Below are 26,964 nucleotides of genomic sequence, written 5' to 3'. Positions count from 1 at the left end.
GGTGATCGGTCCACCGCCGATCACCGCCCGCGGACGGGTCCCGCCTCAGCCGAGCGGGTGCTCGGTGAACACCACCCTGGCCCGGCGGACCGGGACCTGGCGGCCGCTGCTCCCGTCGATCAGCCAGCCCTGGTACGCCCAGACCACCCGGTAGTCCTCCGCCGTAGCCGGGTACGGCGGTTGGGCAAGGCAGCTCTCCTCGGCCAGCAGCTCGCTGTCCCGGTGGCGGCGGAAGTCGCTGCCGGGTTCGGGCACGCCCACCGTCAGCCGGCAGCCGCGCTCCCCGGTCAGGGCCAGCTGGACCGCGAGGCTGGCGTCCAGCAGCTCGGTCCAGCGACCGGGGGCGGGCGGCGCGACCACCAGCAGCCGGCCGGAGCCGTCCGCGGTGACCGGCACCAGCTCGCGCAGGTGGCGGTCGAGCAGGTTGAGCGCCTCCAGGCGCTCGGCCGTGGACGATGCCGCCACCGTCTCGGCGAGCGCACGGAACAGGTCGTCGCGGTACGCGCCGAGGTGGGCCCGCGCGTCGAACCGGGCGAGTGCGCCCGCTCCCCCGCCCCGGCCGACGTCGATCCTGCCCAGCCCCTCCCCCAGCTCGGCGAGCGCGAGCAACCCGCTGACCGCGTGCAGCAGTTGGGGGTAGGAACCCGCCAGCAACTCGGCCGCCCCCGGGGCGGGGGTGGCGGCGCGGAGGATCAGGTCGTAGCGCTCGGCCGGGGTCGGGGGGACGGCCGGGGCCGCAGGGACGGCAGGGGCGGCGGGGACGGCAGGGGCAGCGGCGACGGCGGCGGGTGCGGGGGGCTCGGCGGGGAGACCAGCGGGAGGATCGGCGGTCACCTCACTCGTTCCGGTGGCGGCGAGCGCGACCCGCGCCCCCCGGACGGCGGCGTCCACCGTGTCCACCAGGGCGAGCGCGCCCGCGAGATCGGCGAGCCGTTCCTCGTCCTGCAGGCCGGACGGCCCGGAGCCGAGCCGGTGGAGGGCGCTGCGCAGGGCGTCCCACGCCTGCGCCGGCCCCCCGCCGACGGACGGGTCGGCGAGCAGCCGGGCCAGCGCCCGCAGCTGGTGCTCTGTCATCAGTGGTCTCCTGTGAACGGGTCCCAGTCGTCGTTCCAGTCGGAGATGCCCGGGTCCATCGCGGTGCGGAAGACGTAGCCGGGCATCGCCTCCATCTCGGCGAGCGAACGGGCCTCCAGGTGGGCGGGGTGGCCGCGGTGCAGCCGCAGCCGCCCCCGGCCGTCCAGCAGCGCCCAGACCGGGACCGGCCCGATCGGGGGCTGCGGGAGGTGCTCGACCTTCGGCGACCGCAGGCGGCCGAGCGCCACCGGCCCCCCGGGGGTGTCGGCCCACAGGTCGTACTCCTCGGGCACCAGGTGGTCGGGCCCGGTGGTGGGCAGCGGGCCCGGCGAGACCGCGCCGGGGGTCTCCACCTCCCCGGGGGTCGGGAAGCCGGGCCGCGCCGCGGCGGCCGGGCCGTCGGTGACGAAGTCGTACTCCAGCACGGTCAGCGCCTCGCCGGGCGGGAAGACCGGGACGGGCGTGCCCGCCTCGCCCGCCGGACGGGCGGACAGGCCGGGGACCCGCACCAGCCGGCCGTCCTCGAAGCAACCGGCCAGTGCGGGGACGGTGGCCAGGTCGACCGGACGGCTCTCCAGGTCCCCGCCGTCCCACGGGGCGTGCGCCGGATCGCCCGCGTGGAAGGGCTGGAGCCGGGGCCGCACCCCCTGCCGGTCGCCCCGGCAGAGCAGCAGGGTCGGGATGAGTTCCTGGTCCAGCTCGATCCGGAACCAGACGTCCTCGGGCAGCACCGCGCCGTCCTCGGGCCGGCTGTGCGCGAGGTAGCGGTAGCGGCCCCACTCCATCGAGCGGTCCCGGCCCATGATCCGGTGCAGGTCGATGGAGGGGATCAGCCGCCGCCAGGCGGTGCGGACGAAGTAGCGGCCGGTGGGGTCGCACAGGTCGATCGGGCGGCCGGCCCGCAGCCAGGGCATCGGCAGGCCGCGGTTGGTGGCCAGGCCGAAGCCGCTGGGCAGGGTGAGCAGCAGGTTCTCGATCCGCATGTCGAGCCGGTCCACGCCGAGGTGGCGCCGGCCGTCGTTCTCGGTCCGGTAGTCGAGGGTGCCGCGGGCCCAGCAGGCGCCCAGCACGGCGGCCTGCTTGGCGTACCGGCCGGCGCCGATCAGCCGGGCCGGGTCCCAGGCCAGCGGGCGCCGCCCGTCGGCGCGGCCGGAGAACTCGCGGACCAGCCGCTTGCCGACGATCCGGCGCACCTGCGGCATCTCGGTGGTCCGCCCGGAGAGCGCGACCAGGTCGACCCGGTCGTCGTACGTGCCGCCCAGGCACTGGCGGGCCAGGTCGGCGGCCATCCGGACGGCCTCCTCGACCATCGGGCGGACGATCGCCTCGAAGCCGGCCACCGGCAGCCGGACCGGTCCGGGCAGCGCCTCGACGTCCTTGCGGAACGGGCAGTCGGCGGGCAGGTCGGCGGCGAGCGGCTTGGTGATCGAGCCGTCCTGCTCGGCCGCGAAGTCGTCCTTCTTGGTGTACTCGGCGAAGTTCCACAACGCGTCGAACGCCCGGGAGCGGGGCAGCACCGGCCGCGGCCCGGCGCCCGCCGGAGTGCCTGCCGGGGTGCCTGCCGGGCTGCTCGCCGGGCGGTCGGTGTGGGTGGGCAGCAAGGTCCGCAGCAGGGCCCGGACGTGCGGCGGCACGGGCTCGGGCCGGTGCGAGGCGAGCACCTGGGGGGCCAGGTCGGTCCACTCGGAGGCGGCGGCCTCGGCGATCGCGGGGCTGAAGCCCTTGGTGCTGCCGCCGCCGGCCTGCCGCTTGCGGGCGGCCGCCACCAGGGCGTCGGCGAGCGCGGCCTTCATCCAGTAGAAGATCCGCAGGGTGACCAGGTCGCCGCCGAGCTGCGGGTGGCCGGTGCTGCCGAGCACCCGGGGGCGCAGCAGGTAGCGGCGGCCGGCCAGCCGGATGCCGTCCTGCTCCTCCGGCGCGTCCGGCCGGGCCGGGCCCGCCTCCGGGTCCGGGCGGCCGGTGTGGTCCTCCAGGTCGACCGCGAGCAGGGCGATGTCGGTGGTGCCGCCGCCGATGTCGGTGACCGCCATGATCTGCCGCCAGGTGGGCGGTTCGGCGCCGGGCAGCGGTTCGGCGCGGGAGCGGAACTCGGCGAGGCCGGCCTCCAGGTCGCCACCGAACCCCTTCAGCAGGAAGTACAGGGCGGCGGCGGTGGCCTCGTCGAACTTGATGTCCACGTCGTTCGGGGCGCGCAGCCGCAGCGCGTCCTGGACCAGCCGCTGGAGCCTGGTCCGGGCGGCCGGCGGGGTGCTGACCGGGTAGGTGACCACGACCTGGTCGACCGGCAGGCCGACCAGCACGGCCTCCTCGGGGGTGGCGGTGCCGCGCCGGACGGCCTCCGCGAGCGCCTGCTCGGCGCGGCGCGAGAGGTCGTGGTAGGCCTGCGCCACCAGCAGGTCGGTGTCGGCCGGCCAGCCGGGCGGCCGCGTGCGGTCCGCCAGCGCGGGGAACGGCTGCGGCCGCAGCAGCCAGCGCTTGAGGCCGGGGACGATCAGGTGGTGGTCGCTCCCGGCGGCGCCGACCCGGTCGGTCAGCACCGAGGCGCGGATGTCCCGCAGGTCGGCGGCGAGCACGCTGCGGATCTCCGGGCGGTCCCAGCTCTGGCTGATCCGCAGCAGGATCATCCGCAGGCTGCGCAGCGCGTCCTGCCGGAAGGCCGCGTCGTGGACCTCGTGCACGGCCGGCGCGAGGTCGGCCCGGCGCTCGGTCAGCTCCTCGACGGCGAGGGTGACGGCGTGCCGCAGCGCCGCGTCCCGGTACGGCTCCGCCGGGTCGGCGACGTACGGCAGGGCCGGGCCGGTCGCCGCGCCCTTCGCCGGGCCGGGTGCGGCCGGGTCGGTGCCGGACCGGTGGGGGTCGAGCAGGTCGGCCAGTGCGCCCGGGTCGGCGGGGCGGGCGGGCAGCCGGTCCTCGGGGAGCATCCGGGTGAGCAGCTCCCAGCTGCGCTCGACGATCGCCGGGGCGAGCGCGCCGAGCGCGGGGCCGGTCAGCAGCTCGGCCAACCCGGCCAGCAGGGCGGCTTCCTGGGCCGGGTCGATCGGGTGGCCGGTCAGCTGCTCGTTGCTGAACAGCGCGAGGGTGGAGGAGTGCGAGCCGAGGTCGATGGTGAGCGGGTGGAGCACGGCGGCGCCGGCGGGCCGGGCGGCGCGCAGCGGTTCGCGGACCGCCGGACCCTCAGGGGCGGGCGGTCCGGCGGTGGCGGGCGGTCCTGCGGCGCCGGCGGCGGCCGGGGCGGTGGGGATGGTGTGGTCGGTCAACGCGGGTCCTCGTCTTCCGTGCCGGGGTCGGGCCATGACGGGTCGTCGAGCAGGGTGTGCAGGTCGGCGGCCGGGTCCGGGTCGGCGGCGGGGCCGGCCGGGCCGGCGGCGTGGAGCATCCGCTCCAGTTCGCCGCCGGTGGGCAGGCCCGCCTCGATCGCCTTGAGGCCGCGCAGCAGGTCGGCGGTGAGTGCGGCGAGCCGGGCGTGCAGCCGGCGGCAGGCGTCGTGGTGCAGCCCGCGGACCAGGTCGCGGCGCAGCCGCAGCAGGCGTTCCAGGTCGGTGCGGACCAGGTCCTCGGCGGCCTGGTCGGCCAGCCGGGGTGCCAGGGCGGGGTGCCAGGGCAGCGCCTGGGCGGCGGCCAGCGGGTAGTGGACGGGCTCGGCGGTGGCGGGCCGCCGGGCGGCGACCTTGTCGAGCCGGGCGGCGGCCAGACCGGGGTCGACCAGCTGGCCGAGCATCCGGACCCGGTGGGTGACCAGCGCGGGCGGGTCCAGCACGGCCAGCCGGGCGGCCAGCAGCGACCGGCCGGCGGCGAACAGTTCGGCGGCGCGGGCCAGCGGGGTGCCGGTGGCGTGCGAACCGAGGCCCCACTCCTTGAGGGCCGCGGTGAGCAGGGTGCCGGTGGCGTCGTCCAGCGTGGTGAGCGAGGCGAGGTACTGCTCGTGGAAGTCCTGCGTGGTCAGGGCCGGGCGCCTGCCGGGCCCGGTGTCCCGGGTCGGTCCGCGCCAGTCGTCCCAGTCGTCGTCCCCCTCGTCCTCGAGGTCGCCGGGCCCGGGGGTGGCCCAGTGGTCGACCGAGGTGTCCTGGGCCTCGATCCTGATCCGGCCGGTGGATCCGTGCCGGAGGGTGTCGAGCCAGATCTCCCAGCCGTGCACCTCGCGGGCGGCGGCGTCCAGCAGCGCCTGTTCCAGGGTGGTGCCGTCGGCGGCGGGCAGCTGGGCGAGCAGCGGGAGGGTCTCCAGCCGGTGGCCGAGGTCGGTGGTGGCGGCCCGGAGCGCGGCGCGCAGTTCGGTGAGCGCCGCCTGTTCGGCGGGCGCGGCGGACGGCGCGGCGGCGCGCGGCGCGGTGCCGAGCGCCACCTCGCCGAGCGCGGCGCGCAGCGCCCGGGCGGCGGCCCGGAGTTCGGCCCGCCAGATCCGCAGGCCCGCGCCGCCCATGTGGTCGGCGATCAGGGCGCGCAGCCCGACCAGGCCGCCGTCGGCGCAGTAGGCGCCGAGCGCGGCGGTCACCGGGTGGTGCGGGTCGGTGGCGGCCAGGTGCTGCCGGACCCGCTGCCAGCCGGCCCGGCCGTCGGCCGCCCGGCGCTGCTCGGCCGCGCTGGTCTCGCCCCACGGGGCCTGTCCGCGGACGGCGGTGGCGGCCAGCGCGGAGGTCAGCGCGACCCGGTCGTGGCGGCCGCGGGTGAGCAGTCCGGCGGTGCGGTGCAGGGCGGCGAAGGTCTCGTGGACGGGCGAGGCGGCGTAGTCGGCGACCGTGTCGGGCACCGGGTCGGGCACCGGGACCAGGTCGAAGCGGTTGGCGGCGACCAGCACCGAGTCGGCCAGGCCGCTGCGCAGGAAGCGGCCCTGCTCCAGCATGCTGTGGAAGGCGGAGACGTGGTCGTTGACGGCCCGGTCGGCCTGCAGCACGATCAGGACGGCGCTGGCGCGCGGCAGTTCGCGCTCGACCAGGAACCGGTCGCGCAGCGAACCGGAGTCCAGGCCGGGGAAGTCCAGCAGTTCGACGGTGCGCCCGCCGAAGTCCCAGACGTCGGTGGGGAGTCGGACGTCGATCGCGATCTGCCGGATCAGCGGGAAGGTGGCCCGCAGGGCGGCCGCGTCGAGTCCGGTGTCCGGGGTGACCGGGAGCACCGGCCGGGCCGGCGGCACCTGGGCGGGCAGCGCCCGGCTGTCGCCGATCTCGGTGGCGGCCCGCAGCAGGTCGGTGCTGATCGCCACCGGCGGTCCGAGGTGGGTGCGCGGCAGCAGTTCGGCGCCGACCGCGAGGGCGTCGCGCAGCTGGAGCAGCTCGTGGCCCCAGTGGCGCAGCTCGATGTTGTCGGAGTGCCAGATCCGGCGGCAGAACTCCTCGACCCGGGACCAGTCCGAGCGGGCCGGTTCGGCCAGGTTCACGGGCTGGTGGTCGACCAGGCCGGTGATGTCGTAGCCGAGTCCGCGGCGGCGGACCACGTCCACGATGCCGTCCAGCACGAACCGGGCGAGGTCGGCGACGGCTTCGGCCGGCAGGTAGGAGACCGAGGCGGTGCCGAGCGCCGGCTCGCCGCCGGCGGGGGCCGGGTGCAGCCGCAGCGCGGTGAGGTTGCCGGTGGTCTGCACCCGGGAGACGGCGAGCAGGCCGGGCAGGCCGGTGAGCAGGCAGATCAGCAGGGTCTTGCCGGCCGCGTAGCCGCCCGCCAGGGCGAGCGAGGGGTGGCGCTGGGCGGCGGCGTGCAGCAGGCGGGCGGCGGCGCGGGCCCGGTCGGCGGCCCGGCGCTGGCCGGGTCCGCCGGGCGGGACGGCGGTGAGCGCGGTCAGGGCGCGCTCGGCCAGCCTGCGGAGCTCGTCCCGTTCCTGGTGGTACTGGTCCATGGTCTCCCCTCCGGGGTGGTGCAGCGGTCGGGTGCGGGCGGCTCAGGGGTGCGAGCGCTCAGGGGTGCGGGCGGCGTCGGGGTGCAGGCGGCGTCGGTGCGGGCGGTTCAGGGGCCGGGGCGGCGCAGGTGGTCGGTGCGGGTGTCGTGGAAGCGGCGGTCGCGCTCGCGGGCGAGGTCGGCGGCCAGCCGGGTGCGGCGCACCTTCTGGTCCACCGCCAGGTCGAGCGAGTGGAGGGTGGCGGCGTACTCGATCCGGTCGGCGTAGCGCACCAGCTCGGCCTGCTCGCGCACCCGCCGGTGGTGCAGGGTGTTGCCGCTGAGCAGCTTGAGGGTGAGCGGCAGCAGGTCGATCAGCAGCAGCAGGCCCTGGACCAGCCTGGGCAGCCACACCACCACCGGGTCGTCCTGGTTCTCCGCGCGGAAGGTGCGCAGGGCGCGTTCCTGGGCCAGCCACCCGGCCTTGGCGTACGCGACCTGGTGGGCCGCCAGGAGCGGTTCGCTCGCGGCGAGCGCCTGGTACTCCGGGGATCCCGGGGTCCGGAGCGCGGTGATGGCGGCCTGGTCGGTGGCGTTCTGCTGCCGGAGCGCGGCGTTGTCGCGGTCGCGCTGCTCGCCGGCGGCGCGGTAGGCGGCCTCGGCGGCGGCGACCTTCTCCTTCTCGGTGGCGGCCAGCGGGCCGAAGCCCGGGCGGTCGGCGTTGCCGGTCTCCCGGTAGTAGTGGTCGTTGGCCTCGTCCAGGGCCGTCTTGCTGGCGTCCACCGCGCTGTCGGCGGCGGCGATCTGCTGGTTGCGGCGGTCGATGCCCTGCTGGAGCGCGGCCACCCGGGTGTCGGCCTGCGCGGTGACGGCGTCCTGGTAGCCGGTGCGGGCGTCGCGGGCGATCACCTGGCGGATCTCCGGCTGGAAGATCACCAGGCAGACCGAGTCGCTGATCAGCAGGGCGACGATCACCGCCAGGACGATCCGCAGCGCGTAGGCGAACCAGCGGTACAGGCGCGACCAGCCGGGCAGGAACGACCGGCCGCGCCGGACGGGGGCCGGTTCGCGCGCGGGCGCGCCCGCCGCGCCGGCGGCGTCCGCGGCGGCCCGGTCGGCGAGCGTCTCGGCGGGCCGCAGGTCGCCGTAGTCGGGCTCGGCCAGGATCGCGCGGTCGATGCCGTACACCAGCGCGCCCCAGAACAGTGCGAGGGGCACGAACCAGAGCCGGGGCGAGCCGCTCACCAGGCTCATCAGGACGGTGGCCGATCCGGCGGCCATCACGGCGACCGCGACCATCAGACCTCCCACCCCGGCCGCCCGGGTGCGCTCGCCCGGGGTGAGCAGGTGGGCGGGGTCGGCGCCGGAGGTCCAGCGCAGGAAGCGGGTGGCGCGGCTCGCCGGTACGGCCTCGGGCTCGGCGCCGCGGACCTCGCCCCAGGGGATCGGTTCCGGTGACATGACGGCCTCCTCTCCACGGCCTCGGTGCGGCCAAGTGTGCGAAGGGGATGGCCGGTTGCGTCAGTCCCCGATTCGGGGACGGTGCAGGCCGGCGAGCGGGGAGGCGGTGGCCCGGGCGGTGGCCCGGGCGGCCAGGGTGGCGAGGGCGGGGCCGGGAGGGACGGCGTCCTGCCCGGGGGCGCAGACCAGGCGCGCGACCACCAGGCCGAGCAGCAGCACCCGTTCGGCGGCGGCCGCCGGGGCGCGCAGCTCGGTCCGCAGCCGGCCGGCGGCGAGGACGGCGTGCCGGGGGCGGGCGAACAGCCAGCGCAGGTCGTCGATGCGGTGCAGCGCGGCGTCGCCGGGGGCGGCCCAGACGGCGGCGCCGCTGGTCACCACCCCGATCAGGGGCGGGGCGAGTTCGGGCGGCCGGCGGCCCCCGGGCGGGCAGATCAGGTCGAGCGGGCCGGGCAGGTCGGTGCGGTCCAGGAACAGCGCGAGGAACTCCTCGGGCTCGGGACCCGGGCGCCCGGACAGCCGGCTCCACCGCACCACCGCCGCCACCTCCCGGGCTCTCGGACGACGGCCGATCCTCCCGTACGGCACGGCGCCCGGGCAGTCACCGTTTCGGGGATGGCCCGCGCCGCGCCCCGGGCCCCGCCTGCACGGCCAGGGTCCGGATCCGGCCACGGGACGCCGCTCCGCCGGCCCGGGCCCGTTCCACCGCTCGGACCGTCCGGTCGCGGTCATGCCGGGCTGCGGCCGTCCAGTTCCTCGGCCCAGCGGCGGGCCGCCTCGCGCGGGGTGACGGCGGGCCGGGCGCCGCTGTGGGTCTCCAGGTACTTGCGGCGGATGCTCTCCAGGTGGGTCTTGAGCGTCGACTCGCCGATGAACAGCCGCCCGGCGGCCTCCCGCGCCGGCAGGCCCTGCCGGCCGACCAGCTCGATGATCTCGTACTCCCGCGCGGAGGGCAGCTGCACCCGCCGGCGGCGCCCCTCGGCCTCCAGCACCCGGTCCAGCAGCCGGTCGGCGCCACCGGCCGCCAGCCCGGCCCGCTGCTCGTACTCGGCCGGTGCGTCACCCTGCGCGAGGGCCCGCAGCAGGTCGAGCTCGGCCCGGCCGATCTCGTGGTGCGCCAGCGGCCGCAGGGCGACCTCCCGCAGCAGCGCGCCGGCCAGTGCCGGATCGATCCAGTGCCCGCCCCCGGCCACCTGGGCGACCGCCCGGCAGAACACCGCCGGGTCCTCGGACTTGGGGACGAAGCCGCGGGCGCCGGCCGCGAGCGCGTCCAGCTGGGCGTCCGCCCGGGCCAGGTGCGAGAAGGCGATGACCTGGCAGCCGAGGCCGACCACGTACGCGACGGCGGCCCGGCCGGACCGCAGGCCCGGCGGGAACTCCAGGTCGCACAGCACCACGTCGGGCCGCAGGGTGCCGAGCTCCTCGGTGCTGCCGACCGCGCTCAGCTCCCGGAAGCCCGCGGTGGACAGCGAGGAGAGCAGGCCGGCCCGGAAGGTGGGGTGGTCGTCGACCACGCCCAGTCTGATGTCCGCCGGGGTGCGCATGGTCACTCCTCCGCTCCGCCGCCCGCCGGGCGGTCCCACTCCCACAGGACTTTGGTGCCCCGGCCGGGCCGGGAGTCGACGGTCACCCGGCCGCCGTGGTGCTCGATCCGGCGCAGGCTGCGGCCGAGCCCGCCGCCGGGGGTGATCCCGGCGTGGTCGAAGCCGCGGCCCCGGTCCTGGACGCTGACCACCACGCCCTGCGGCCCGGATTCGGCGAACAGCACCACCGTCTGGCCCTGCGCCCCGGCGTGCGCGACCACGTTGTTGAGCGCCTCGGCGACCGAGCCCTCCAGCGCGTTGACCACCTCGGGCGGCGGCTCGGTGAACGCGATCAGGGTCTCGGTGACGATCAGCCCGCGCAGGGTGAACTGCTCGACCACGCCGCGCAGCGCCGCCTCCAGCCCGTGCGCGTCGGCCTCCCTGGGGTCCTCCAGCCAGCGGCGGGCGCGGGCCACCGTCCAGCGCGCCCAGCGCACCTCGGCCTCCCCGATCGGGCGACCGGAGGCCACGTGGTTGACGACCGGCAGCATGATGTCGTGGATGGCGCTGTGCAGTTCGTCCCGGTGCCGGGCCTCGCGCTGCTGGCGGTGCTGCTCGGCGATGGTGCGCCGGCGCTCCTCGCTCTCGGCCTGCGCCCGGCGGGTGGCCTCGGCCAGGTCGCGCCAGGTGATCGCGATCCGGCGGCCGAGCACGTACCAGAGCGCGAAGCCGAGCAGGTCGGAGGCGAGCTTGAGCTGCACGTCCGGGTAGACCGCGGCCGTCCAGGCGGCCATCATCGCGCCGACGGCGACGAGGCCGAGCGGGCGGCCGACCCGCGAGATGCCGACCACCGCGGCGGAGCCGAGGCTGAACGGCACCAGCTCCGTCATGATCACGTTGCGCAGGTCGGGTGCGGCGGCCCGCGAGCCGACCGCCATCAGCAGCACGCAGAACCCGGCGTCCAGCAGCACGGTGCCGCGGTCCAGCGGGCCCGCCGCCAGGGCGGCCCGGCGGTCGAACCAGAGCGCCTCGCCGATCGCCGCGGCGGCCGCCGCCACCGCGATCCACGGGTGCTCCAGCCGCCCCCAGGCGAGCAGCGGCAGCAGCATGAAGGCCGAGGTGCCGAGCCGGATCAGGCGCATCATCCGCTTGATCCGGTCCTCGGTGCCGTCCGCGACGGTACCGGTGTCACCGGCGCGCGAGGGCAGCACCCACGACGCCGTCCATCTGCCGCGCAACCCGCCCCCCAGCGCTCACAGCTTGATCGGGCGACCAGCATGGCACAGAACCTTCACGCGGAGACCACCATGGAAGAACAACTTCCGGCATTCACACGGGAGTTGACGATGTACACACCACCGGGTCGAGGTCTCGGCAGCTCGGCGCGCGGCACCGCGGGAGCGCGCCAATGCGGGGCGACATGTCCGGTACGCCCTAGCGTGGCCCCATGGCTGGAGCTGTGGAACTGGACGTGGACGGCCGGGCGGTGCGGCTGTCGAACCCGGACAAGGTGTACTTCCCGGAGCGGGGCTACACCAAGCTGGACATCGCGAACTACTACCTCGCGGTCGCACCCGGGGTCCTGCGCGGCCTGCGCGACCGGCCGACCACACTGCAACGGTTCCCGGACGGCGTCGAGGGCGAGTTCTTCTACCAGAAGCGCGCCCCCAAGGGCCTCCCCGACTGGCTGCCGACCGCCCGGATCGCCTTCCCCAGCGGCCGCACCGCCGACGAGATCTGCCCGAACGAGCCGGCCGCCGTCCTGTGGGCCGCCAACCTCGGCTGCCTGACCTTCCACCCCTGGCCGGTCCGCCGCGACGACACCGAACACCCGGACGAGCTGCGCATCGACCTCGACCCGCAGCCCGGCACCGACTTCCACGACGCCGTCGCCGCCGCCCAGGAACTGCGCCCCCTGCTGGAGGAGTACGGGCTGCGCGGCTGGCCGAAGACCTCCGGCGGCCGCGGCCTGCACGTGTACGTCCCGCTCCAGCCCCGGTGGACCTTCACCGACTGCCGGCACGCCGTGATCGCCCTCGGCCGGGAGCTGGAACGACGGATGCCGGGCAAGGTCACCACCAAGTGGTGGAAGGAGGAGCGCGGCGAGCGGATCTTCGTCGACTACAACCAGATGGCCCGGGACCGCACCATCGCCTCGCCCTACTCGCTGCGGCCCCGCCCGGAGGCCACCGCCTCCACCCCGCTGCGCTGGGAGGAACTGGAGGCGGTCGCCCCCACCGACTTCGACCTGCGCACCGTCCCCGAGCGCTTCGCCGAACTCGGCGACGTGCACGCGGACATCGAGGACCACGCCTTCGCCCTCGACCAGGTGCTGGAGCTCTACCACGCGCAGGACCAGGGTGACCTGCCGTACCCGCCGGACCACCCCAAGATGCCGGGCGAGCCGGCCCGGGTCCAGCCGAGCCGGGCCCGCAAGCCCGAGGCGTAGGCCCTGTCCGGCCGTAGCATGGGCCCGTGCTGATCAGGGACCAGGGCGCCGCGCGCAGCGCCGGTGCGGACGGATGACCGGGGCCCGGACCGACCTCGAGGCCGGGACCGGGACCGAGGGCGAGGCCGAGGCCGCTGAGGCCGCCGCGGCCGCCCGGCTGGTCCGCCGGTTCGGGCCGGGCGTGCTCGGCTGGCACCGGGAGCTGCCCGGGCTGGTCACCGAGCTGTCGCGGCGCTGGGGCCTGCGGGTGCTGGACGCCGGCGGCGGCGGGACGGCCCGGGTGTACCGCTGCGTCCGGGCGGCCGACGGCGCGACCGTCCGCCTCAAGCTGACCCCCGACCCGCTGATCGCCCGCCAGGAGGCGGCGGCCCTGCGGTGCTGGGCCGCTCTGCCGTCGGTGGTCACGCTGCTCGCCGACGATCCGGACGCCGGGGCGCTGCTGCTGGCCGAGGTCGAGCCCGGCACGCTCCTGCACGGGGCCGGCCCGCGGCCGGCCGAGGTCGGCGCCCTGCTGGCCGGCCTGCGCACGCCCGTCGAACCCCCCGCCGGACTGCCGCGGCTCGCCGAGCGGACGGCCCTGCTGTTCGACCTGGCGCGGCGGCGGGACGTGGCGGTGCCGGAGCGGTGCGTCCGGGCCGCCGCGGAGCTGGCCGGGGACGGCCCGGCCGCCCTGGTCCACGGCGACCTCCACCCGGGCAACGTGCTGATCGGCCCGGGCGGCCGGCTGGTCGCCATCGACCCGCGCCCCTGCCTCGGCGACCAGGACTTCGACCTGGTGGACTGGGCCGTCGACGGCGTCACCGACCCCGCCGGGCTCACCGCCCGGATCGAGGAGCTCACCGCCGTGGTCCCCGACGCCCGCCCCGACCGCCTGCTCGCCTGGTGCCGCGCCCTCGCCCCCGTCCTGCTCACCCCCGGCCGCGACGACCCCCTCGCCCGCCACCTCACCCTGCCCACCGGCTGACCGGCCACCGCCCGAAAGGAACGTGCCCGTGCAGGTCCTCGCGGGCAGGTAACCGTCAGGCGGTAGGCGGCGCGGTCGGCCCGTCCGCGGCGGCGGCGTAGCGGCGGGCCAGGTGGGCGAAGGCGGCCCTGAGTTCGGGTGGGCCGATCACCTCGATGTCGGCGTCGAACCGCCCGACGGCCGCGGCCAGGCCGGGCCAGGACCACGAGCCCAGGACGACCCGGCAGCGGTTCGGGCCGATCTCCTCGACGACCGCGTCGTGGGCGTGGCGGGAGACCACCGCGGCGGCCAGGTCGAGGATCACCTCGCCGCGGCAGGGCCAGTCGCCGGAGCCGTCCGAGCCCCGGAACCTGCCGGCCACGAAGGCGTCCACCGCGCCCCCGGGGAGCTCGCGCGCGGTGAAGCGGGGCCCGGTGGGGGTGCGCGGGGTGATCCGGTCGGCGCGGAAGGTGCGCCAGTCCGCGCGGTCGAGGTCCCACGCGACGAGGTACCAGCGTCCACCCCAGGTGACGAGGTGATGGGGCTCCACCCGGCGCGGCGGGACGCCGGCGCGCTCCTCGCGGGCGGTGCCCGCCGCGGCCGCGGAGGCGTAGTCGAAGCGCAGCACCTCGCGGGCGTGCACGGCGGCGCCGAGGACCGCCAGCACACCGCCGGCGACCTGCGGCTCCGGCCGGGCCGTGGGCGGCCGGACGGCGGTGACCCGGACGCTGTCGATGCGGTGGCGAAGCCGTGCGGGCATGACCTGCCGGACGGTGTGCAGCGCGCGTGCGGCGGCCTCCTCGATGCCCGCACCGCTGGTGGTGGCGGCCTGGAGGGCGACGGCGAGGGCGACGGCCTGGTCGTCGTCGAACAGCAGCGGGGGCAGTTCCGCGCCCGCGTCGAGCCGGTACCCGCCGTCCGGCCCCTTGAAGGCCGTCACGGGATAGCCGAGCTCGCGCAGGCGCTCGACGTCCCGGCGTACGGTGCGCGGGCTGATGTCGAGGCGCTCGGCCAGCAGCGCACCCGGCCAGTCGCGGCGCGCCTGGAGCAACGAGAGCAACGCGAGCAGGCGTGCCGAGGTCTTCTGCATGGCACCCATCCTGCCCGGGGAAGCGGTCACGTCCTGGCCGCTTCGCCTGCGATCGTGGGAGCAACCGGAGGGACCGGCGACCCGACAGCAAGGACCGAGCACCGACGATGCGCACCGTTCTCGACACCCGGTCCCTCAACCGCGCCACGCTGGCCCGGCAGTTGCTGCTCGACCGCGCCGACCTACCGGCCCTCGACGCCGTCGCGCACCTCGGCGGCCTCCAGGCGCAGGAGCCGCAGGAGCCGTTCGTCGGGCTCTGGTCGCGGCTGCGCGCCTTCGACCCGGTGACCTTCTCGGAGTTGCTGACCGGGCGGCAGGTGGTGCGGACCCATCTCATGCGCCGCACCGTCCACCTGCTCACGGCGACGGACGCCCTGGCCTGGCGGGCCCGCCACGACACCATGCTGCGCCAGCGCGTCCTCGGCACCTACCGCCGCGAGCTGGACGGGGTCGATCTCGACGAACTCGCGGCGGCCGGGCGGGCGTTGCTGGCCGACGGTGAGCCCCGTTCGATGACCGAGGTCGCCCGGGCGCTCGCCGAACGGTGGCCGGGGCCGGGGCCGCGGCCGCTCGGTGAGATGGTGATCGCCGCCCTCGTCCCGGTCTGCCAGCTGCCGCCGCGCGGGCTCTGGCGGACGAAGGCGGGGGTGCGCAACGTCCCGCTCTCGTCCTGGCTGGGTCGCGAGGTCGACCCGCCGTCCGCGGACCGTTCCGACCCGGTGGGCCAGGCGCTGCTGCGGCGCTACCTGGCAGCGTTCGGCCCGGCCGCCTCTGCCGACCTGCGCGCCTGGTGCGGGCTGGCCGGGCTGCCGGCGGCGGTCGGCGCGATCCGCGCGGAGCTGGTGACCTTCCGCGACGAGCGCGGCCGGGAACTGCTCGACCTGCCCGACGCGCCCCGACCCGACCCCGACACGCCTGCGCCGGTGCGGTTCCTGCCGGCGTTCGACAACGCGGTCCTCGGCTACCACGACCGCACCCGGATCATCGACGACGCCCACCGCGGCCTGTCGGTGACCGGCGCCCGCTTCGTCCTGGTCGACGGCCGCGCCGCGGCGACCTGGACGGTCGAGGCGGGCACCGTGACCGTCAACCCGCTGCGGCACCTCTCCGCGGCCGACCGCAGCGCCGTCACCGACCAGGGGCAGGCGCTGGCGTCCTTCCTGTCCGACGGCGAGAGCGACGGCATCCGGATCACCGCGTCCGCGTACTGACCCGCCGGCCGTCGACCCCACCGCGTCCGGACGGGCACGACGGAGGTGCTGGTTCAGCCCTGGCGGGCGACCTGGACTCCCGAGACCGCGTCGACGAAGCTGACGGCCCCGGACGGGGCGCTCTCGCCGGGCGCGACGAGGTTGACGGCCCAGCAGGGGAGCCACCGGCCGTCGACCTGCTCGGCCAGCAGGAAAGCCGAATCGGCGCGGCTGCCCGGCATGGCGGTGGCGCCCGTTCGTCGGCGTCACAGGGTGCCGATCGCCGTGGACGGAATTCCTCGACCCGGGCCGCTACCGGCCGGGTTCAGGTGGTGCGGATGCGGTCGAGGTGGGTGCGCATCAGGTCCGTGGTGCGGGCGAACCAGTCGTTCAGGACGGCGATCTCGTCCGGTGAGTAGTCGGCGAACTGCTCGCCGAGGCTCAGGTAGAAGGGTTCGTAGAGCTCGTACACCCGGACGTTGGCGGAGGCGTCGGGGACGATCCGGACCCGGCGGCGGTCGGCCGGGTCGGGGCGGCGGTGGGCGAAGCCGGCGCGCTCCAGGCGGTTGATCACGCCGGTGACGGCGCCGGTGGTCAGGCCGGCGAGGGTGGCGAGGTCGCCGGCGGTGATCGGCTGGTCGGCGGCGCCGATGATGTGGCCGAGGCAGGTCAGGTCGGTGATGTTCAGACCCAGGCGCTGGGCCATGTCCTGCTGCCCGATGTGGCTCAGCGCGATCATCCGGTCCATCGCCGCGTGCGCCTGTGCAGCCGTCGCCGCAGGGCGGGGCTTGCCCTCCATCAGAATTCCCCTTAGCCTCTAAGATACTTAGCTCGTGAGATAAACGGTCTCTCCAGCCTATCCGTCTGCCCTGATACCCCGGAGGAAGCGATGAGCGCCCTGCACGGCCACCACGACATGGGACACACCGTCGCCGGCTGGACCGGCAGCGCGATCGCGCTGGTCGGGTTCACGGTGGCCGGGCTGGCGATGTGCGCCGGGCAGCCGGCGGGCCTCTGGGCCGGCGGTGCGCTGGTGGCCCTGAGCGCCTTCGTCACCTGGGCGCTGCACCTGGCGGGGTGGGGCAAGCCGAGCGGCCCGCGCCCGGAGGCGCAGTGGGACTGGCGGGTGCGGGACACCATGGCGGGGCACACCGGCTGCCTGGGCTGCCGCCTCGCCGGTCGCGGACGGCGGCCCGCCGGCGCCCCGGCAGCAGCACCGTCTCCGGCGCCCGCACCCACCGCACCCGCACCCGCTCGGGCGAAGGCCGCCGCCGAGCAGAACTGACGCACGGCCTGGCAGGATGGGCCGCATGGAACGTGTGGTGGGAATCGGCGGTTACTTCCTGCGGGCGACCGACCCGGCGGCGCTGGGTGCGTGGTACCGCGACTGTCTGGGCCTGGATGCCGACGAGCACGGGCTGTGGCGCCAGGAGGCCGGCCCGACGGTGTTCGCGACCTTCGAGTCCGGGACGGACTACTTCGGCTCCCGCACCCAGCAGACGATGCTCAACTTCCGGGTCCGCGACCTGGACGCGATGCTGGCGCAGCTGCGCGCCAAGGGCGCGGACGTGGCCGAGGAGACCCAGGAGATGGACGGGGTCGGCCGCTTCGGCTGGGTCACCGACCCCGACGGCAACCGGATCGAGCTCTGGCAGCCCAGCTGACCGGCCGCCGGCCCGCCGGTGGTGGACAGGGGTGGGTGGACAGGGGTGGACAGCGGCGGACGGTCCCCGGTGCCGTCCGCCCTGGAGAGTGGACAGTCCCCCGGACGAGACTGCGGGCAACGCGACCCCGGCCATCCGCGGCCGGGGCCGGCTCCCCGCAGAGGATCAGCCATGACCGACACCGCGAACGCCCCGCAGCCCTCCGCTCCCGAGCACCCCGACGCCGTCCGGGCGCGGCTGGACGCCTGGGTCGGGCTCTGGAACGGCGACCTGGACCGGGCCGGCGAGGTCGTCACCCCCGACTTCCAGGTGCACGCCGCCATGCTCGACGGCGGTGACGGCAGTGAGGTCGAGGGCGCGGTGGGCCTGGTGGGCTGGATCGCCGGCATCCGGACGGCCTTCCCCGACCTCCGCTTCACCGTCGAGGTCCCGCCGCTGGTCGACGGCCGTTACGCCGCCGTGCGCTGGACGGCCACCGGCACCTACGTGGGCGGCTTCCCGGGCGCCACGGCCGAGCCCGGCACCGTGGTCGGCTTCACCGGCACGGACACCCTCCGCAGCCAGGGCGGCCGGTTCGCCGAGTACTGGCTCAACTCGGACACCCTCGCCATGGTCACCCGGCTCGGGGTGCGGTAGCCCGCGGCAGCGACGGGCCCTCAGGCGCCGCGGCAGCGACGGGCCGTCAGGGCGCCGTGACAGCGACGGCCGTCAGGGCGCCGTGGCGGCGATCACCGCCACGGCCCGGTCGATCTGGGCGTCCGTCAGGTCGCCGCGGGCCGTCAGCCGGAGCCGGGAGACGCCGTCCGGCACCGACGGCGGGCGGAAGCAGCCGACGGCGAGGCCCGCCGTCCGGCAGTCGGCGGCCCAGCGGACGGCGGCCTCCGGGCCGGGTGCGCGGACCGAGACCACGGCGGCGTCCGGGGTGCTCGCGTGCAGCCCGGCGGCGGTGAGGCCGGCCGCCAGCAGGCGGGCCACCTCGCGGGCCCGGTCGGCACGGTGCGGCTCGGCCCGCAGCAGGCGCAGCGCCGCGAGGGCGGCGCCGGCGGCGGCGGGGGCGAGTCCGGTGTCGAAGATGAAGGTGCGGGCGGTCTCGGTGAGGTGCCTGACGACCCGTCGGGGGCCGAGCACCGCCCCGCCCTGCGAGCCGAGCGACTTGGAGAGCGTCACGGTGGCGACGGTGTCCGGCTGCCCCGCGAGGCCCGCCCCGGCGAGCGCGCCGCGGCCGCCCGGGCCGAGCACGCCGAGGCCGTGCGCGTCGTCCACCAGCAGGGCGGCGCCGTGCGCGCGGGCGGCGGCGGCGAGGCCGGTCAGCGGGGCGGCGTTGCCGTCGACCGAGAAGACCGAGTCGCTGACCACCAGGGCCCGGGGGTGGTGGCGGGCGGCGAGCGCCGCGCCGACGGCCTGCGGGTCGGCGTGCGGGGCGCGGGCGACCTCGCTGCGGGACAGCCGGCAGCCGTCGATCAGCGAGGCGTGGTTGTAGGCGTCGGAGACGATCAGGGTGTCCGGGTCGGTGAGCGCGGTGAGCGCGGCGAGGTTGGCCGCGTACCCGGAGGAGAACACCAGCGCGGCCTCGAAGCCGCAGAACTCGGCGAGTTCGTCCTCGAGTTCGGTGTGCAGGGCGGTGGTGCCGGTGACCAGCCGGGAGCCGGTCGCCCCGGCGCCCCAGCGCAGGGCGGCCTCGGCGGCGGCGCCGGTGACGGCCGGGTGGTGCACCAGGCCCAGGTAGTCGTTGCTCGCCAGATCGAGCACCGGGTCCTCGGCCGGACGGCTGCGCAGGGTGCGGGTGAGTCCGGCGCGGGCGCGCAGCTCGGCGGCCTCGTCGAGCCAGTCGAAGACGGCGGCGGGCGCGAGCGCGGTCGGCGGCACGGTGGGGTGGACCATGGTCGCACTCTGTCATCCCCGGCCCGGGGCGGGCAATGTGCGCCGGGGCACACCGCGGGCCCGGGCGGCGGCATAGACTCCGACGATCACCCCGAGGGGAGGCGCAGGTGGACGACGGCCGCCTGACCGTGCGGGACGTGCTGGGCCTGGAGCCGGTGGCCGCGTCCGGGCCCGAGGTGGCGGCCGGCCGCGGCCGGCTGGACCGCCCGGTGCGCTGGCTGCACGTGGCGGAGGCGACCGACGTCGGCGTGATGCTCTCCGGCGGGGAGATGGTGCTGACCACAGGGGTGCTGCTGGCGGGCGACGAGCGCCGGCAGGTGGAGTACGTGGAGGCGATGCAGCGGGCCGAGGCGGCGGCGGTGGTGCTCGGTCTGGGCCGGGCGTTCCGGACCACGCCGGAGCCGATGCGGCGGGCGGCGGAGCGCTGCGGGGTGCCGCTGATCGTGCTGCACCGCCCGGCGCCGTTCGCCCGGCTGACCGAGGAGGTGCACGCGCGGCTGCTGCACGGCCGGTACGCCGCGCTGGACCTCTCGGACCGGATGGGCGCCGCACTGGCGGCGCTCAACCTCGCGGGCGTGCCGTTGCAGCGGCTGCTGGAGGAGGTCGCCGCGTACGGCGGCGGTCCGGCGGTGGTGGTCAACCTGGCGCACCGGGTGCTGGCCTCGGCCGGCGGGCCGGCCGCGCTGGGCGGGCTGCTGCGGGACTGGGAGCTGGTCTCCCGGCAGGTGGCCGCGCTGGTGGGCAACGGGCCGGTGACGCTCGGCCCGGACGGCTGGGTGGTGGCCCGGCTGGAGGCCAGGGGCCGGCAGTGGGGGCACCTGGTGCTGTTCGGTCACCCGGGGAGCGCGGAGACCGCGCGGGTGGTCGGGGCGCGGGCCGCGGAGGCGCTGGCACTGCACCGGTTGCTCGGCGAGGGCGGCCTGGGCTGGGAGGAGCAGGCCACCGAGGCGCTGCTCACCGAGCTGGCGGCGGGGACCGCCCGGCCGCAGGAGCTGCTCCCCCGGCTCCGGGCGGCGGGGCTGCCGACCGGGCGCCGGGTCTTCGTCCCGGTGGTGTTCCGGGCCCGCGGGGAGCTGCCGGAGCTGCGCGAGCTGGTGGAGCGGAGCCTCGCCGAGGAGGGGCCGGACGGTGCGGCGGGGCTGGCGGCCCGGATCCGGCCGGAGGCCGTCGCCGTACTGCTGAGCCTGCCGCCGGAGCGCGACCACGAGGGCGAGGTGCGGCGGCTGGTGGTGCGGGTGCAGGAGCGGCTGGCGGCGCGCGGGGCGGTCGCGGTGGCCGGGGCGGGCTTCGGCTGCGCGGTGCTGGACGAGCTGCACCGCTCGTTCGTGGAGGCGGTGCACGTCGCGGACGCGGCGCTGGCGGGGCCGCCGGCCGGGCCGGTCGCGCGGCTGCGGGACGTCCGGCTGCGCGGGCTGGTGCGGCTGCTGCGCGACGACCCGGAGCTGCAGTCGTTCATCGAACGCGAGCTCGGGCCGCTGCTGGACCGGCCGGACCTGCTGGAGCTGCTGCGCGGCTACCTGAGCACCGGCCGCAACAAGTCGCTGACGGCGCAGGAGCAGCACATCAGCCGGCCGGCGCTGTACCGGCGGCTGCAGTGCATCGAGGCGCTGCTCGGCATCGACCTCGCCGACCTGGAGCAGCTGACCTCGCTGTACGTGGCGCTGCTGGCGCACGACGCCCAGCGCGCCCCGTGAGCGCTCAGAGCCGGGCCAGCAGCTCCCGCGCCCGGCGCAGCCCCGCCGGGTCCCCGAGGTCGTCGAGCAACGCCTCGGCCCGGGTGCCGAGTTCGCGGGCGCCGGCCGGGCGGCCGGCGTCCAGCTGGGCGACGGCGGCGGCGAGCAGGGTGTGCGCGCGCTGGGTGTGCAGGCCGTGCTCGGCGCAGACCGCGAGGGCCTCGGTGTAGCGGTCGGCGGCCTCGTCGTGCCGGCCGAGCCCGTTGAGTGCGAGCCCGGCGCCGCGCAGGGCGAGCGCGGTGCCGAGCGCGCAGTCGGCCTCCCGCCACAGGGCGAGCGAGTCACGGCTGTGCTCCAGGGCGCGGGCGTGGTCGCCCTGGGCGAGCCGGGCCTGGGCGAGGCCGAGCGCGGCCTGCGCGGCCATCCCGGGTTCGCCGACCTGGAGCGAGGCTGCGCGGGCCGCCTCGAAGTGGCGCACCGCCTCGTCCCGGCCGTCCGGGTCGAGGGCCGCGACGGTGCCCAGGGTGTACAGGGCGCGTTGCGGGAAGACGGTGTTCGCGGGCCGGGCGAGCTGGTGGCGCTGCGCCCGCAGGGCCAGGTCGCGGGCGCGCGGGTGTCGGCCGGTGTACGCGTACGCCACGGCGAGGACGGTGCAGGCGTCGGCCGCCACCCCGGGGTCGCCGCCGAGCTCGGCGGCGCGGACCAGTTCGGTGACGGCGGGCAGCAGGGCGGCCCAGGGCAGCCGGAGGTCGGTGCAGGGCAGCAGGCCCGCCAGCGTCGCCGCGAGGACCTTGACGTCGGCGGCGGCGACCTCCCTGGTGGGGTGCAGCAGGATCTGGGTGGCCACCCGGATCATCGCCGGGAGTTCGGAGACCACCCAGCGCTGGGCCTCGGCCTGGTCGGCGAAGCGCGGGCCGCCGGGGATCCGCGGATCGAGTGCGTCGGGGAGCCGGCTGTAGGGCCGCTCCAGCCGCAGTGCGGTGCACACCCCGGCCTGGTGGTGCAGGGCGAGCCGGCTCAGCACGGCGGCCCGCTCGGCCGGCGGGTCGGTGTCCAGGGTGCGGTGGCGGGCGTACAGCCGCAGCAGGTCGTGGTACCGGTAGCGGCCGGGGTCGGTGGACTCCAGCAGGCCGACGTCGGCCAGTGCCTCGAGGGTGTCCTCGGCCGCCCGTTCGTCGCAGCCGAGGACGGCGGCGGCGGTCGGCGGGGAGAGGGTGGCCGGCTCGGGGATGGCGAGCAGGCGGAAGGCGCGGGCCAGCTCCGGTTCCAGGGCGGTGTACGAGAGTTCGAAGGCCGCGTCGACGGCCAGGCTGCCGGCCTCCAGCTCGACCAGCCGGCGGGCCCGGTCGGTGAGCCGGTCGGCCAGCGCGCCGACCGTCCAGCGCGGGCGGGCGGCCAGCCGGGCGGCGGCGATCCGGACCGCGAGCGGCAGCAGGCCGCAGGCGCGCACCAGGCCGAGCGCGGCCTCGGGTTCGCGGCGCAGGCGCTCGGGGCCGGCGATCCGCTCCAGCAGGGCCAGCGCCTCGGGTTCGCTGAAGGGTTCCAGCGCGATCCGGCCGGTCACCGGCAGGCAGACCAGCGGGGTGCGGCCGGTGACCAGCACCGCGCACCGCGAGGCGCCGGGCAGCAGCGGCTCGACCTGCTCGGTGTCGGCGGCGTTGTCCAGCACCACCAGCAGCCGGCGCCCGGCCAGCCGGGAGCGGTAGAGCGAGGTCCGCTCCGCCGGGGCCAGCGGGATGTTCTCGGTCGGCACGCCGAGCGCGCGCAGGAACTGTTCCTGGATGCCGTACGGGTCGGCCGGGTCGGCGCCGGCCCCGCGCAGGTCGGCGTGGAGCTGGCCGTCGGGGAAATGGTCGAGGGTGCGGTGCGCGGCGTGCAGGGCGAGCGCGGTCTTGCCGACCCCGCCCATGCCGTGCACCGCGCTGACGGTGGCACCCGGGCGCTCCAGCAGCCGGACCAGCTCGGCCGCCGCCTCCGAGCGACCGGTGAAGTCCGGTACGTCGAAGGGGAGTTGGGCCGGCACCGGAAGCGCCGGAGCAGCGGCCGGAATGGCCGCGAGGGCGGGCTGCGGGGCGGCCAGCGCCGGGTCGGCGCGCAGCATCCGGCCGTGCAGGTCGGTGAGTTCGGGCCCCGGGTCGACGCCCAGCTCCTCGGCCAGCAGGCGGCGGGTGCGCTCGTACCCGGCCAGTGCGGCGGCCTGCCGGCCGGCGCGGTGGAGCGCGGTCATCTGGAGCGCGCGCAGCCGCTCGCGCAGCGGGTGCTCGTCGGCCAGGACGGTGAGTTCGGGGACGGCCCCGAGGTGCCGGCCGAGGTCGAGTTCCAGCTCCAGCCGGGTCTCCAGCAGGGCGAGCCGCCGTTCGGCCAACCGGTCGCGCTGGCGCCGGGCGTACTCGCCGGGCACGCCGGTGAGCGGGACGCCGTCCCAGCAGGCGGCGGCCTCGGCGAGCAGCCGGACGGCCCGTTCCGGATCGCCGTCGGCGCGGGCCCGGCCGGCCTCGGCGGCCAGCCGGTCGGCCCGGGTCGCGTCCAGCGCGCCGTCGTCGAGCCGCAGCGCGTAGCCGCCGGCCACCGAGAGCAGGACGGCCGGGGACCGCGGATCGGTCTCCAGCGCCGCCCGCAGCCGGGAGACGTGGTTGCGCAGGGCCACCACCGCGCTGGCCGGCGGCTCCCAGCCCCACAGGCCCTCGACCAGCTCGGGGACGGAGGCCACCTGCCCGCCGCGCAGGGCGAGGGCCGCCAGCACCGCGCGCTGCTGGGCGGTGCCGGTGTCCAGCTCGCGGTCGGCGCGCCAGGCCCGTACGGGGCCCAGCACCGCGATGCGCAGTCCGTCCACATCCACTCCTGTCCTGCTGTCCGGACCGGCCCGGACCTGCGAGGAGCCCGCCGTGCTCCGACCTACCGGAAAATTACCGGCGCGTGACACCGGACCGGCACCATCGGGTGTCCCGATCCCCTGCCCACCGAACGACCTTGCCTGCTGACACCGTTGTGACGCCTCGCCGCCCCGCCGCCCCGGCCGGGTGCCGCCGTACGCTGCCCACCTGCGCAAACGCCGCGAACCCCGCCGAACCGACCAGGGGATGCTACAGGCGTTCGATCGCCCGTTCCGCCCACCGGTGGGCCCAGGGCGTGCGGCGCCCCGATCGGAGGCGTACGTGCTGATCGAGCGGGAGTGCGAACTGGAGCGGCTGGTCGCGCTGCTCGGCGGGCCGGTCACCGGGACCGCGGTCCTGGTGCACGGCGACTCCGGCAGCGGCAAGAGCGGCTTCCTGCGGGCCGCCGTCGAGCGGGCCCGCCGGGACGGCGACACCGTGGTGGTCGCCTCCGGGGACGCGCTGGAGGCCGGGTACCCCTTCGGCGTGGTCAAGCAGCTGTTCGAGCGGCTGGCCGTCGACGCGGCGGCCGGCCCGGGCGGCGCGGACCGGGCGGACGGCCTGCTCGGCGGGCCCGCGGCCGCCGCGGCGCGGGTGCTGGCCCCCTGGCTCCCGGCCGGCGCGCCCGGCGCCGACGGCGCCGATCCCGGTCCCCACCCCGACGCCGACCCGACCACCCTGAACGGCCTGTACTGGCTGGCCGTCCACCTCGCCTCGGCCGGCCGCCTGGTGATCGTCGTCGACGACCTCCAGTGGGCCGACGCCCCCTCGCTGCGCTGGCTGCGCTACCTGCTGCGCCGGGCCGGCAGCCTGCCCGTGGTGGTGATCGCCACTCTCGGGCCGGGCCGCGCCGCCGCGGACAACGAGGAGCTGGGCGCCGTCCTGCCGCTGTTCCGGCACCAGTTGACGCTGAGCGGCCTCGGCCCGGAGGACACCGCGGCCGTCGTCCGGGAGCTGTTCGGCTCGCCCGCCGACCCGGCGTTCACCGCCGAGTGCCACCGCGCCACCGGCGGCAACCCGTTCCTGCTGTACGCGTTGCTGCGCTCGCTGCGCTCGGCCGGCCTGGCCCCGGACGCCCGGACCGCCGCCGACCTGCTCCGGCACGTACCGCCGGACGTCGGCCGCGCCGTCTACACGCTGCTCGCCAACACCGGCCCGGACGCCGCGGCGGTGGCCCAGGCCGTGGCCGTGCTCGGCGGGTCACCGGCCGTCGAACTGCTCGCCGGGGCCACCGGGCTGACCGAGGGCCGCACCGCCGACGCCGGCGACGCGCTGGTCCGGGCCGGGCTGATGGTGCGCTGCGGGGACGGCCTGCGGTTCGTCTGCGCCACCCTCGCCACCGCGGTCGCCGACGGGGTGGTGCCCAGCGCCCGGCAGGACCTGCACCTGCGGGCGGCCCGGCTGCTGGCGGCCCGCCAGGCCCCGCTCGACCGGATCGCCGGGCACCTGCTGCGCGCCCCGGTGGGCGAGCCGGACACCGCCGAGGTGCTGCGCCGGGCCGCGGTCGCCGCCGTCCGGGACGGCCGGCCCGACCTGGCCGCCGCCTACAGCCGGCGCGCCCTGCGCGAGCCGCTCGGCGAGGACGACCGGGCCACCCTGCTGATCACCCGGGGCGAGGCGGAGCTGGCCACCAGCGTGCCGGCCGCCGTGGACCACCTCCGGCGCGGCCTGGCGCTCTCCCGCCGTCCCGAGGAGCGGACCAGCGCCGCCCGGACCCTGGCCGGCGCGCTGTTCGCGCTCGACCGCTACCCCGACGGCCTGGAGGTGCTCAGCAGCACCAGCGAGGCCGTCCGCGCGCAGGACGCCGCCGGCGCGCTGCACCTGGAGGCCGAGCACGCCTTCGCCGCCCTGAGCCGGGCCGGGTCGGCCGCCGCCGCGCTGCCCCGGCTGCTGGACATGGACCTCGCGGACGCCGCGGGCGGCGCCGCCGAACGTCCGATGGCCGCCCTGCTCAGCCTGCGGGCCGCGATGGCCGGGGAGGATCCCGCCCGGGTGGTCGCGCTGGCCCGGCAGGCGCTCGACGAGGGGCCGCACCCGGTCGAGGACCGGTCGGGGGTGTACCTCGCCGCCGTCCTCGCGCTCGGCGCCGTCGGGCAGGCCGGGCTGGCGCTCGCCCACGCCGAGGCGGCCGTGGCGGCCTCCCTGGCCCGCGGCTCCGCCCTGGCCAGGGCGCGGGCCCGGGTCGCCCGGGCCGGGGTCCACAGCCGGCTCGGGCGGGTGCCGCAGGCCAGGGCCGACGCCGAGGCCGCGCTGCGGGCGCTGGCGGAGATCGGGGTCGGCCCACGCAACAGCTACTGCGTCGCACCGCAGGCCGTCCTGATCGACTCGCTGGTCAAGCAGGGCCTGCCGGCACAGGCCGCGGCGCAGCTCGGGGACGCCGGGCTGGACGGTGACCTGGACGGCCACTGGGGCAACGACTACGTGCTGCTGGTCCGCGGCCGGCTGCTGGTCGCGTCCGGCCGCCCGCAGGACGCGCTGGCGGACTTCCTGGCCTGCGGGCGCCGGATGACCGCCCGCTCGATGCCGGGCCCCGGCTTCCTGGCCTGGCGGGCCGAGGCGGCGCTGACCCAGGCGGCGCTGGGCCGGCACGAGGCGGCCCGTACGCTCGCCGCCGAGGAACTGGACCTGGCCCGGGACCTGGGCGTACCGGAGTGCGTCGGCGGCGCGCTGCGCGTGGCGGGCGCGGTCACCGGCGGCCCGGAGGGGCTGGCCATGCTGCGCCAGGCGGTCGAGCTGCTGGCCGGCACCACGGCCGCGCTCGGCCACGCCCAGGCACTGGCCGACCTCGGCACCCACGCGCGCCGGGCCGGCCGGTTCGACGAGGCGAGGGAACACCTCCAGCAGGCCGCCGACCTGGCGCACGGGCTCGGTGCCACGGCGGTGGCCGACCGGGCGCTGGCGGAGCTGCGGGCCATCGGCGACCGGCCGCGCACCCGGACCTTCAGCGGCGTGGCCGCACTGACCCCGACCGAGCGGCGGGTGTCCGCGCTGGCCGCCCAGGGCCTGACCAACCGGGAGATCGCCCAGCAGCTGTTCGTCGGGCTGCGCACCGTCGAGGTCCACCTGACCAACACGTACGGGAAGTTGGGGATCGGCGGCCGCCCGGAGCTGGCCGCGGCGCTCGGCGCCGAGGGCGGGGCCGGGGACGAGGACGGGGGCGGGGCCGGAGCCGGGTGACGGCGGCAGCACGCGGCCGGCCCTCGCGTGGGGTGGTGCGGGGGCCGGCCGGGTGGTGGTGGTGGTGGTGGGTCAGCTCTTGCTGTCGGTGGTGGGGAGTTGGGCCTGGATGAGGTTCATGACGGTGGTGTCGGCGAGGGTGGTGGTGTCGCCGATCTCGCGGC

At 77.2% G+C, this 26,964-nt stretch carries 20 protein-coding genes; 8 read left to right on the top strand and 12 right to left on the bottom strand.

What is annotated here, in order from left to right:
* Positions 1–45: 45 nt before the first annotated feature.
* The 7 genes from ABT014_RS16040 to ABT014_RS16010 form a co-directional block, all read right to left on the bottom strand.
* The gene (locus ABT014_RS16040; RefSeq protein ID WP_350639365.1) at positions 46–1,074 is read right to left on the bottom strand and encodes a hypothetical protein; all 1,029 of its coding nucleotides are present in this window, start codon (positions 1,072–1,074) and stop codon (positions 46–48) included.
* Positions 1,074–4,331, bottom strand: coding sequence for a hypothetical protein (locus ABT014_RS16035; RefSeq protein WP_350639364.1), 3,258 nt, complete (start codon positions 4,329–4,331; stop codon positions 1,074–1,076). The genes ABT014_RS16040 and ABT014_RS16035 overlap by 1 nt, the downstream gene beginning before the upstream one ends.
* Positions 4,328–6,901 (bottom strand): hypothetical protein, encoded by a 2,574-nt coding sequence (locus ABT014_RS16030; RefSeq protein WP_350639363.1) that lies wholly within the window; start codon positions 6,899–6,901, stop codon positions 4,328–4,330. The genes ABT014_RS16035 and ABT014_RS16030 overlap by 4 nt, the downstream gene beginning before the upstream one ends.
* Before the next feature lie 107 nt (positions 6,902–7,008).
* Positions 7,009–8,340 carry a DUF4407 domain-containing protein gene (locus tag ABT014_RS16025; protein ID WP_350639362.1) on the bottom strand — a complete coding sequence of 444 codons (1,332 nt, stop codon included), beginning with the start codon at positions 8,338–8,340 and terminating at the stop codon, positions 7,009–7,011.
* A gap of 60 nt (positions 8,341–8,400) precedes the next feature.
* Positions 8,401–8,874, bottom strand: coding sequence for a hypothetical protein (locus ABT014_RS16020; RefSeq protein WP_350639361.1), 474 nt, complete (start codon positions 8,872–8,874; stop codon positions 8,401–8,403).
* Between the two features lie 191 nt (positions 8,875–9,065).
* Positions 9,066–9,881 (bottom strand): response regulator, encoded by an 816-nt coding sequence (locus tag ABT014_RS16015; RefSeq protein ID WP_350639360.1) that lies wholly within the window; start codon positions 9,879–9,881, stop codon positions 9,066–9,068.
* Positions 9,882–9,883: 2 nt separating this feature from the next.
* Complete coding sequence (locus ABT014_RS16010) at positions 9,884–11,071, bottom strand: sensor histidine kinase (RefSeq protein WP_350639359.1); 1,188 nt, start codon at positions 11,069–11,071, stop codon at positions 9,884–9,886.
* Positions 11,072–11,307: 236 nt separating this feature from the next.
* Between ABT014_RS16010 and ligD the strand changes: the two genes are divergently transcribed.
* Positions 11,308–12,309 carry a non-homologous end-joining DNA ligase gene (gene ligD, locus ABT014_RS16005; RefSeq protein WP_350639358.1) on the top strand — a complete coding sequence of 334 codons (1,002 nt, stop codon included), beginning with the start codon at positions 11,308–11,310 and terminating at the stop codon, positions 12,307–12,309.
* A gap of 73 nt (positions 12,310–12,382) precedes the next feature.
* Positions 12,383–13,273, top strand: coding sequence for an aminoglycoside phosphotransferase family protein (locus tag ABT014_RS16000; protein WP_350639357.1), 891 nt, complete (start codon positions 12,383–12,385; stop codon positions 13,271–13,273).
* Between the two features lie 55 nt (positions 13,274–13,328).
* Here ABT014_RS16000 and ABT014_RS15995 read toward each other — a convergent pair whose 3' ends face one another.
* Complete coding sequence (locus tag ABT014_RS15995; RefSeq protein WP_350639356.1) at positions 13,329–14,342, bottom strand: helix-turn-helix transcriptional regulator; 1,014 nt, start codon at positions 14,340–14,342, stop codon at positions 13,329–13,331.
* Positions 14,343–14,449: 107 nt separating this feature from the next.
* Here ABT014_RS15995 and ABT014_RS15990 point away from each other — a divergent pair, with 107 nt between their 5' ends.
* On the top strand, positions 14,450–15,553 hold the full coding sequence (locus tag ABT014_RS15990; protein ID WP_350639355.1) for a winged helix DNA-binding domain-containing protein: 1,104 nt from the start codon (positions 14,450–14,452) through the stop codon (positions 15,551–15,553).
* A 53-nt stretch (positions 15,554–15,606) separates the two neighbouring features.
* On the opposite strand, the gene ABT014_RS15985 is transcribed toward ABT014_RS15990, so the two are convergent.
* Positions 15,607–15,774: a hypothetical protein gene (locus ABT014_RS15985; RefSeq protein ID WP_350639354.1), complete on the bottom strand. Its 168-nt coding sequence runs from the start codon at positions 15,772–15,774 to the stop codon at positions 15,607–15,609.
* 83 nt (positions 15,775–15,857) lie between these two features.
* Positions 15,858–16,331 carry a MarR family transcriptional regulator gene (locus ABT014_RS15980; RefSeq protein ID WP_350639353.1) on the bottom strand — a complete coding sequence of 158 codons (474 nt, stop codon included), beginning with the start codon at positions 16,329–16,331 and terminating at the stop codon, positions 15,858–15,860.
* A 90-nt stretch (positions 16,332–16,421) separates the two neighbouring features.
* On the opposite strand from ABT014_RS15980, the gene ABT014_RS15975 reads away from it, so the two are divergent.
* The 3 genes from ABT014_RS15975 (at position 16,422) to ABT014_RS15965 (ending at position 17,832) form a co-directional block, all read left to right on the top strand.
* Complete coding sequence (locus tag ABT014_RS15975; protein WP_350639352.1) at positions 16,422–16,817, top strand: HGxxPAAW family protein; 396 nt, start codon at positions 16,422–16,424, stop codon at positions 16,815–16,817.
* A gap of 25 nt (positions 16,818–16,842) precedes the next feature.
* The gene (locus ABT014_RS15970) at positions 16,843–17,196 is read left to right on the top strand and encodes a VOC family protein (protein WP_350639351.1); all 354 of its coding nucleotides are present in this window, start codon (positions 16,843–16,845) and stop codon (positions 17,194–17,196) included.
* Between the two features lie 171 nt (positions 17,197–17,367).
* Positions 17,368–17,832 (top strand): ester cyclase, encoded by a 465-nt coding sequence (locus tag ABT014_RS15965; protein WP_350639350.1) that lies wholly within the window; start codon positions 17,368–17,370, stop codon positions 17,830–17,832.
* Positions 17,833–17,904: 72 nt separating this feature from the next.
* On the opposite strand, the gene ABT014_RS15960 is transcribed toward ABT014_RS15965, so the two are convergent.
* Entirely contained in the window at positions 17,905–19,077 is a 1,173-nt protein-coding gene (locus tag ABT014_RS15960) for an 8-amino-7-oxononanoate synthase (RefSeq protein ID WP_350639349.1), read from the bottom strand.
* A 35-nt stretch (positions 19,078–19,112) separates the two neighbouring features.
* Here ABT014_RS15960 and ABT014_RS15955 point away from each other — a divergent pair, with 35 nt between their 5' ends.
* Positions 19,113–20,771, top strand: a complete 1,659-nt coding sequence (locus ABT014_RS15955; RefSeq protein WP_502894981.1) for a PucR family transcriptional regulator — start codon at positions 19,113–19,115, stop codon at positions 20,769–20,771.
* Positions 20,772–20,775: 4 nt separating this feature from the next.
* On the opposite strand, the gene ABT014_RS15950 is transcribed toward ABT014_RS15955, so the two are convergent.
* Positions 20,776–23,583 carry an AfsR/SARP family transcriptional regulator gene (locus tag ABT014_RS15950; RefSeq protein ID WP_350639347.1) on the bottom strand — a complete coding sequence of 936 codons (2,808 nt, stop codon included), beginning with the start codon at positions 23,581–23,583 and terminating at the stop codon, positions 20,776–20,778.
* A gap of 322 nt (positions 23,584–23,905) precedes the next feature.
* Here ABT014_RS15950 and ABT014_RS15945 point away from each other — a divergent pair, with 322 nt between their 5' ends.
* On the top strand, positions 23,906–26,800 hold the full coding sequence (locus ABT014_RS15945; RefSeq protein WP_350639346.1) for an AAA family ATPase: 2,895 nt from the start codon (positions 23,906–23,908) through the stop codon (positions 26,798–26,800).
* Positions 26,801–26,964 lie beyond the last annotated feature (164 nt).

Origin of the sequence: Kitasatospora sp. NPDC094015 (assembly GCF_040304075.1) — a bacterium.
Taxonomy (GTDB): Bacteria; Actinomycetota; Actinomycetes; order Streptomycetales; family Streptomycetaceae; genus Kitasatospora.
Note: the sequence above shows the minus strand (reverse complement) of the source record. Positions and strands in the feature narration are given on the sequence as shown.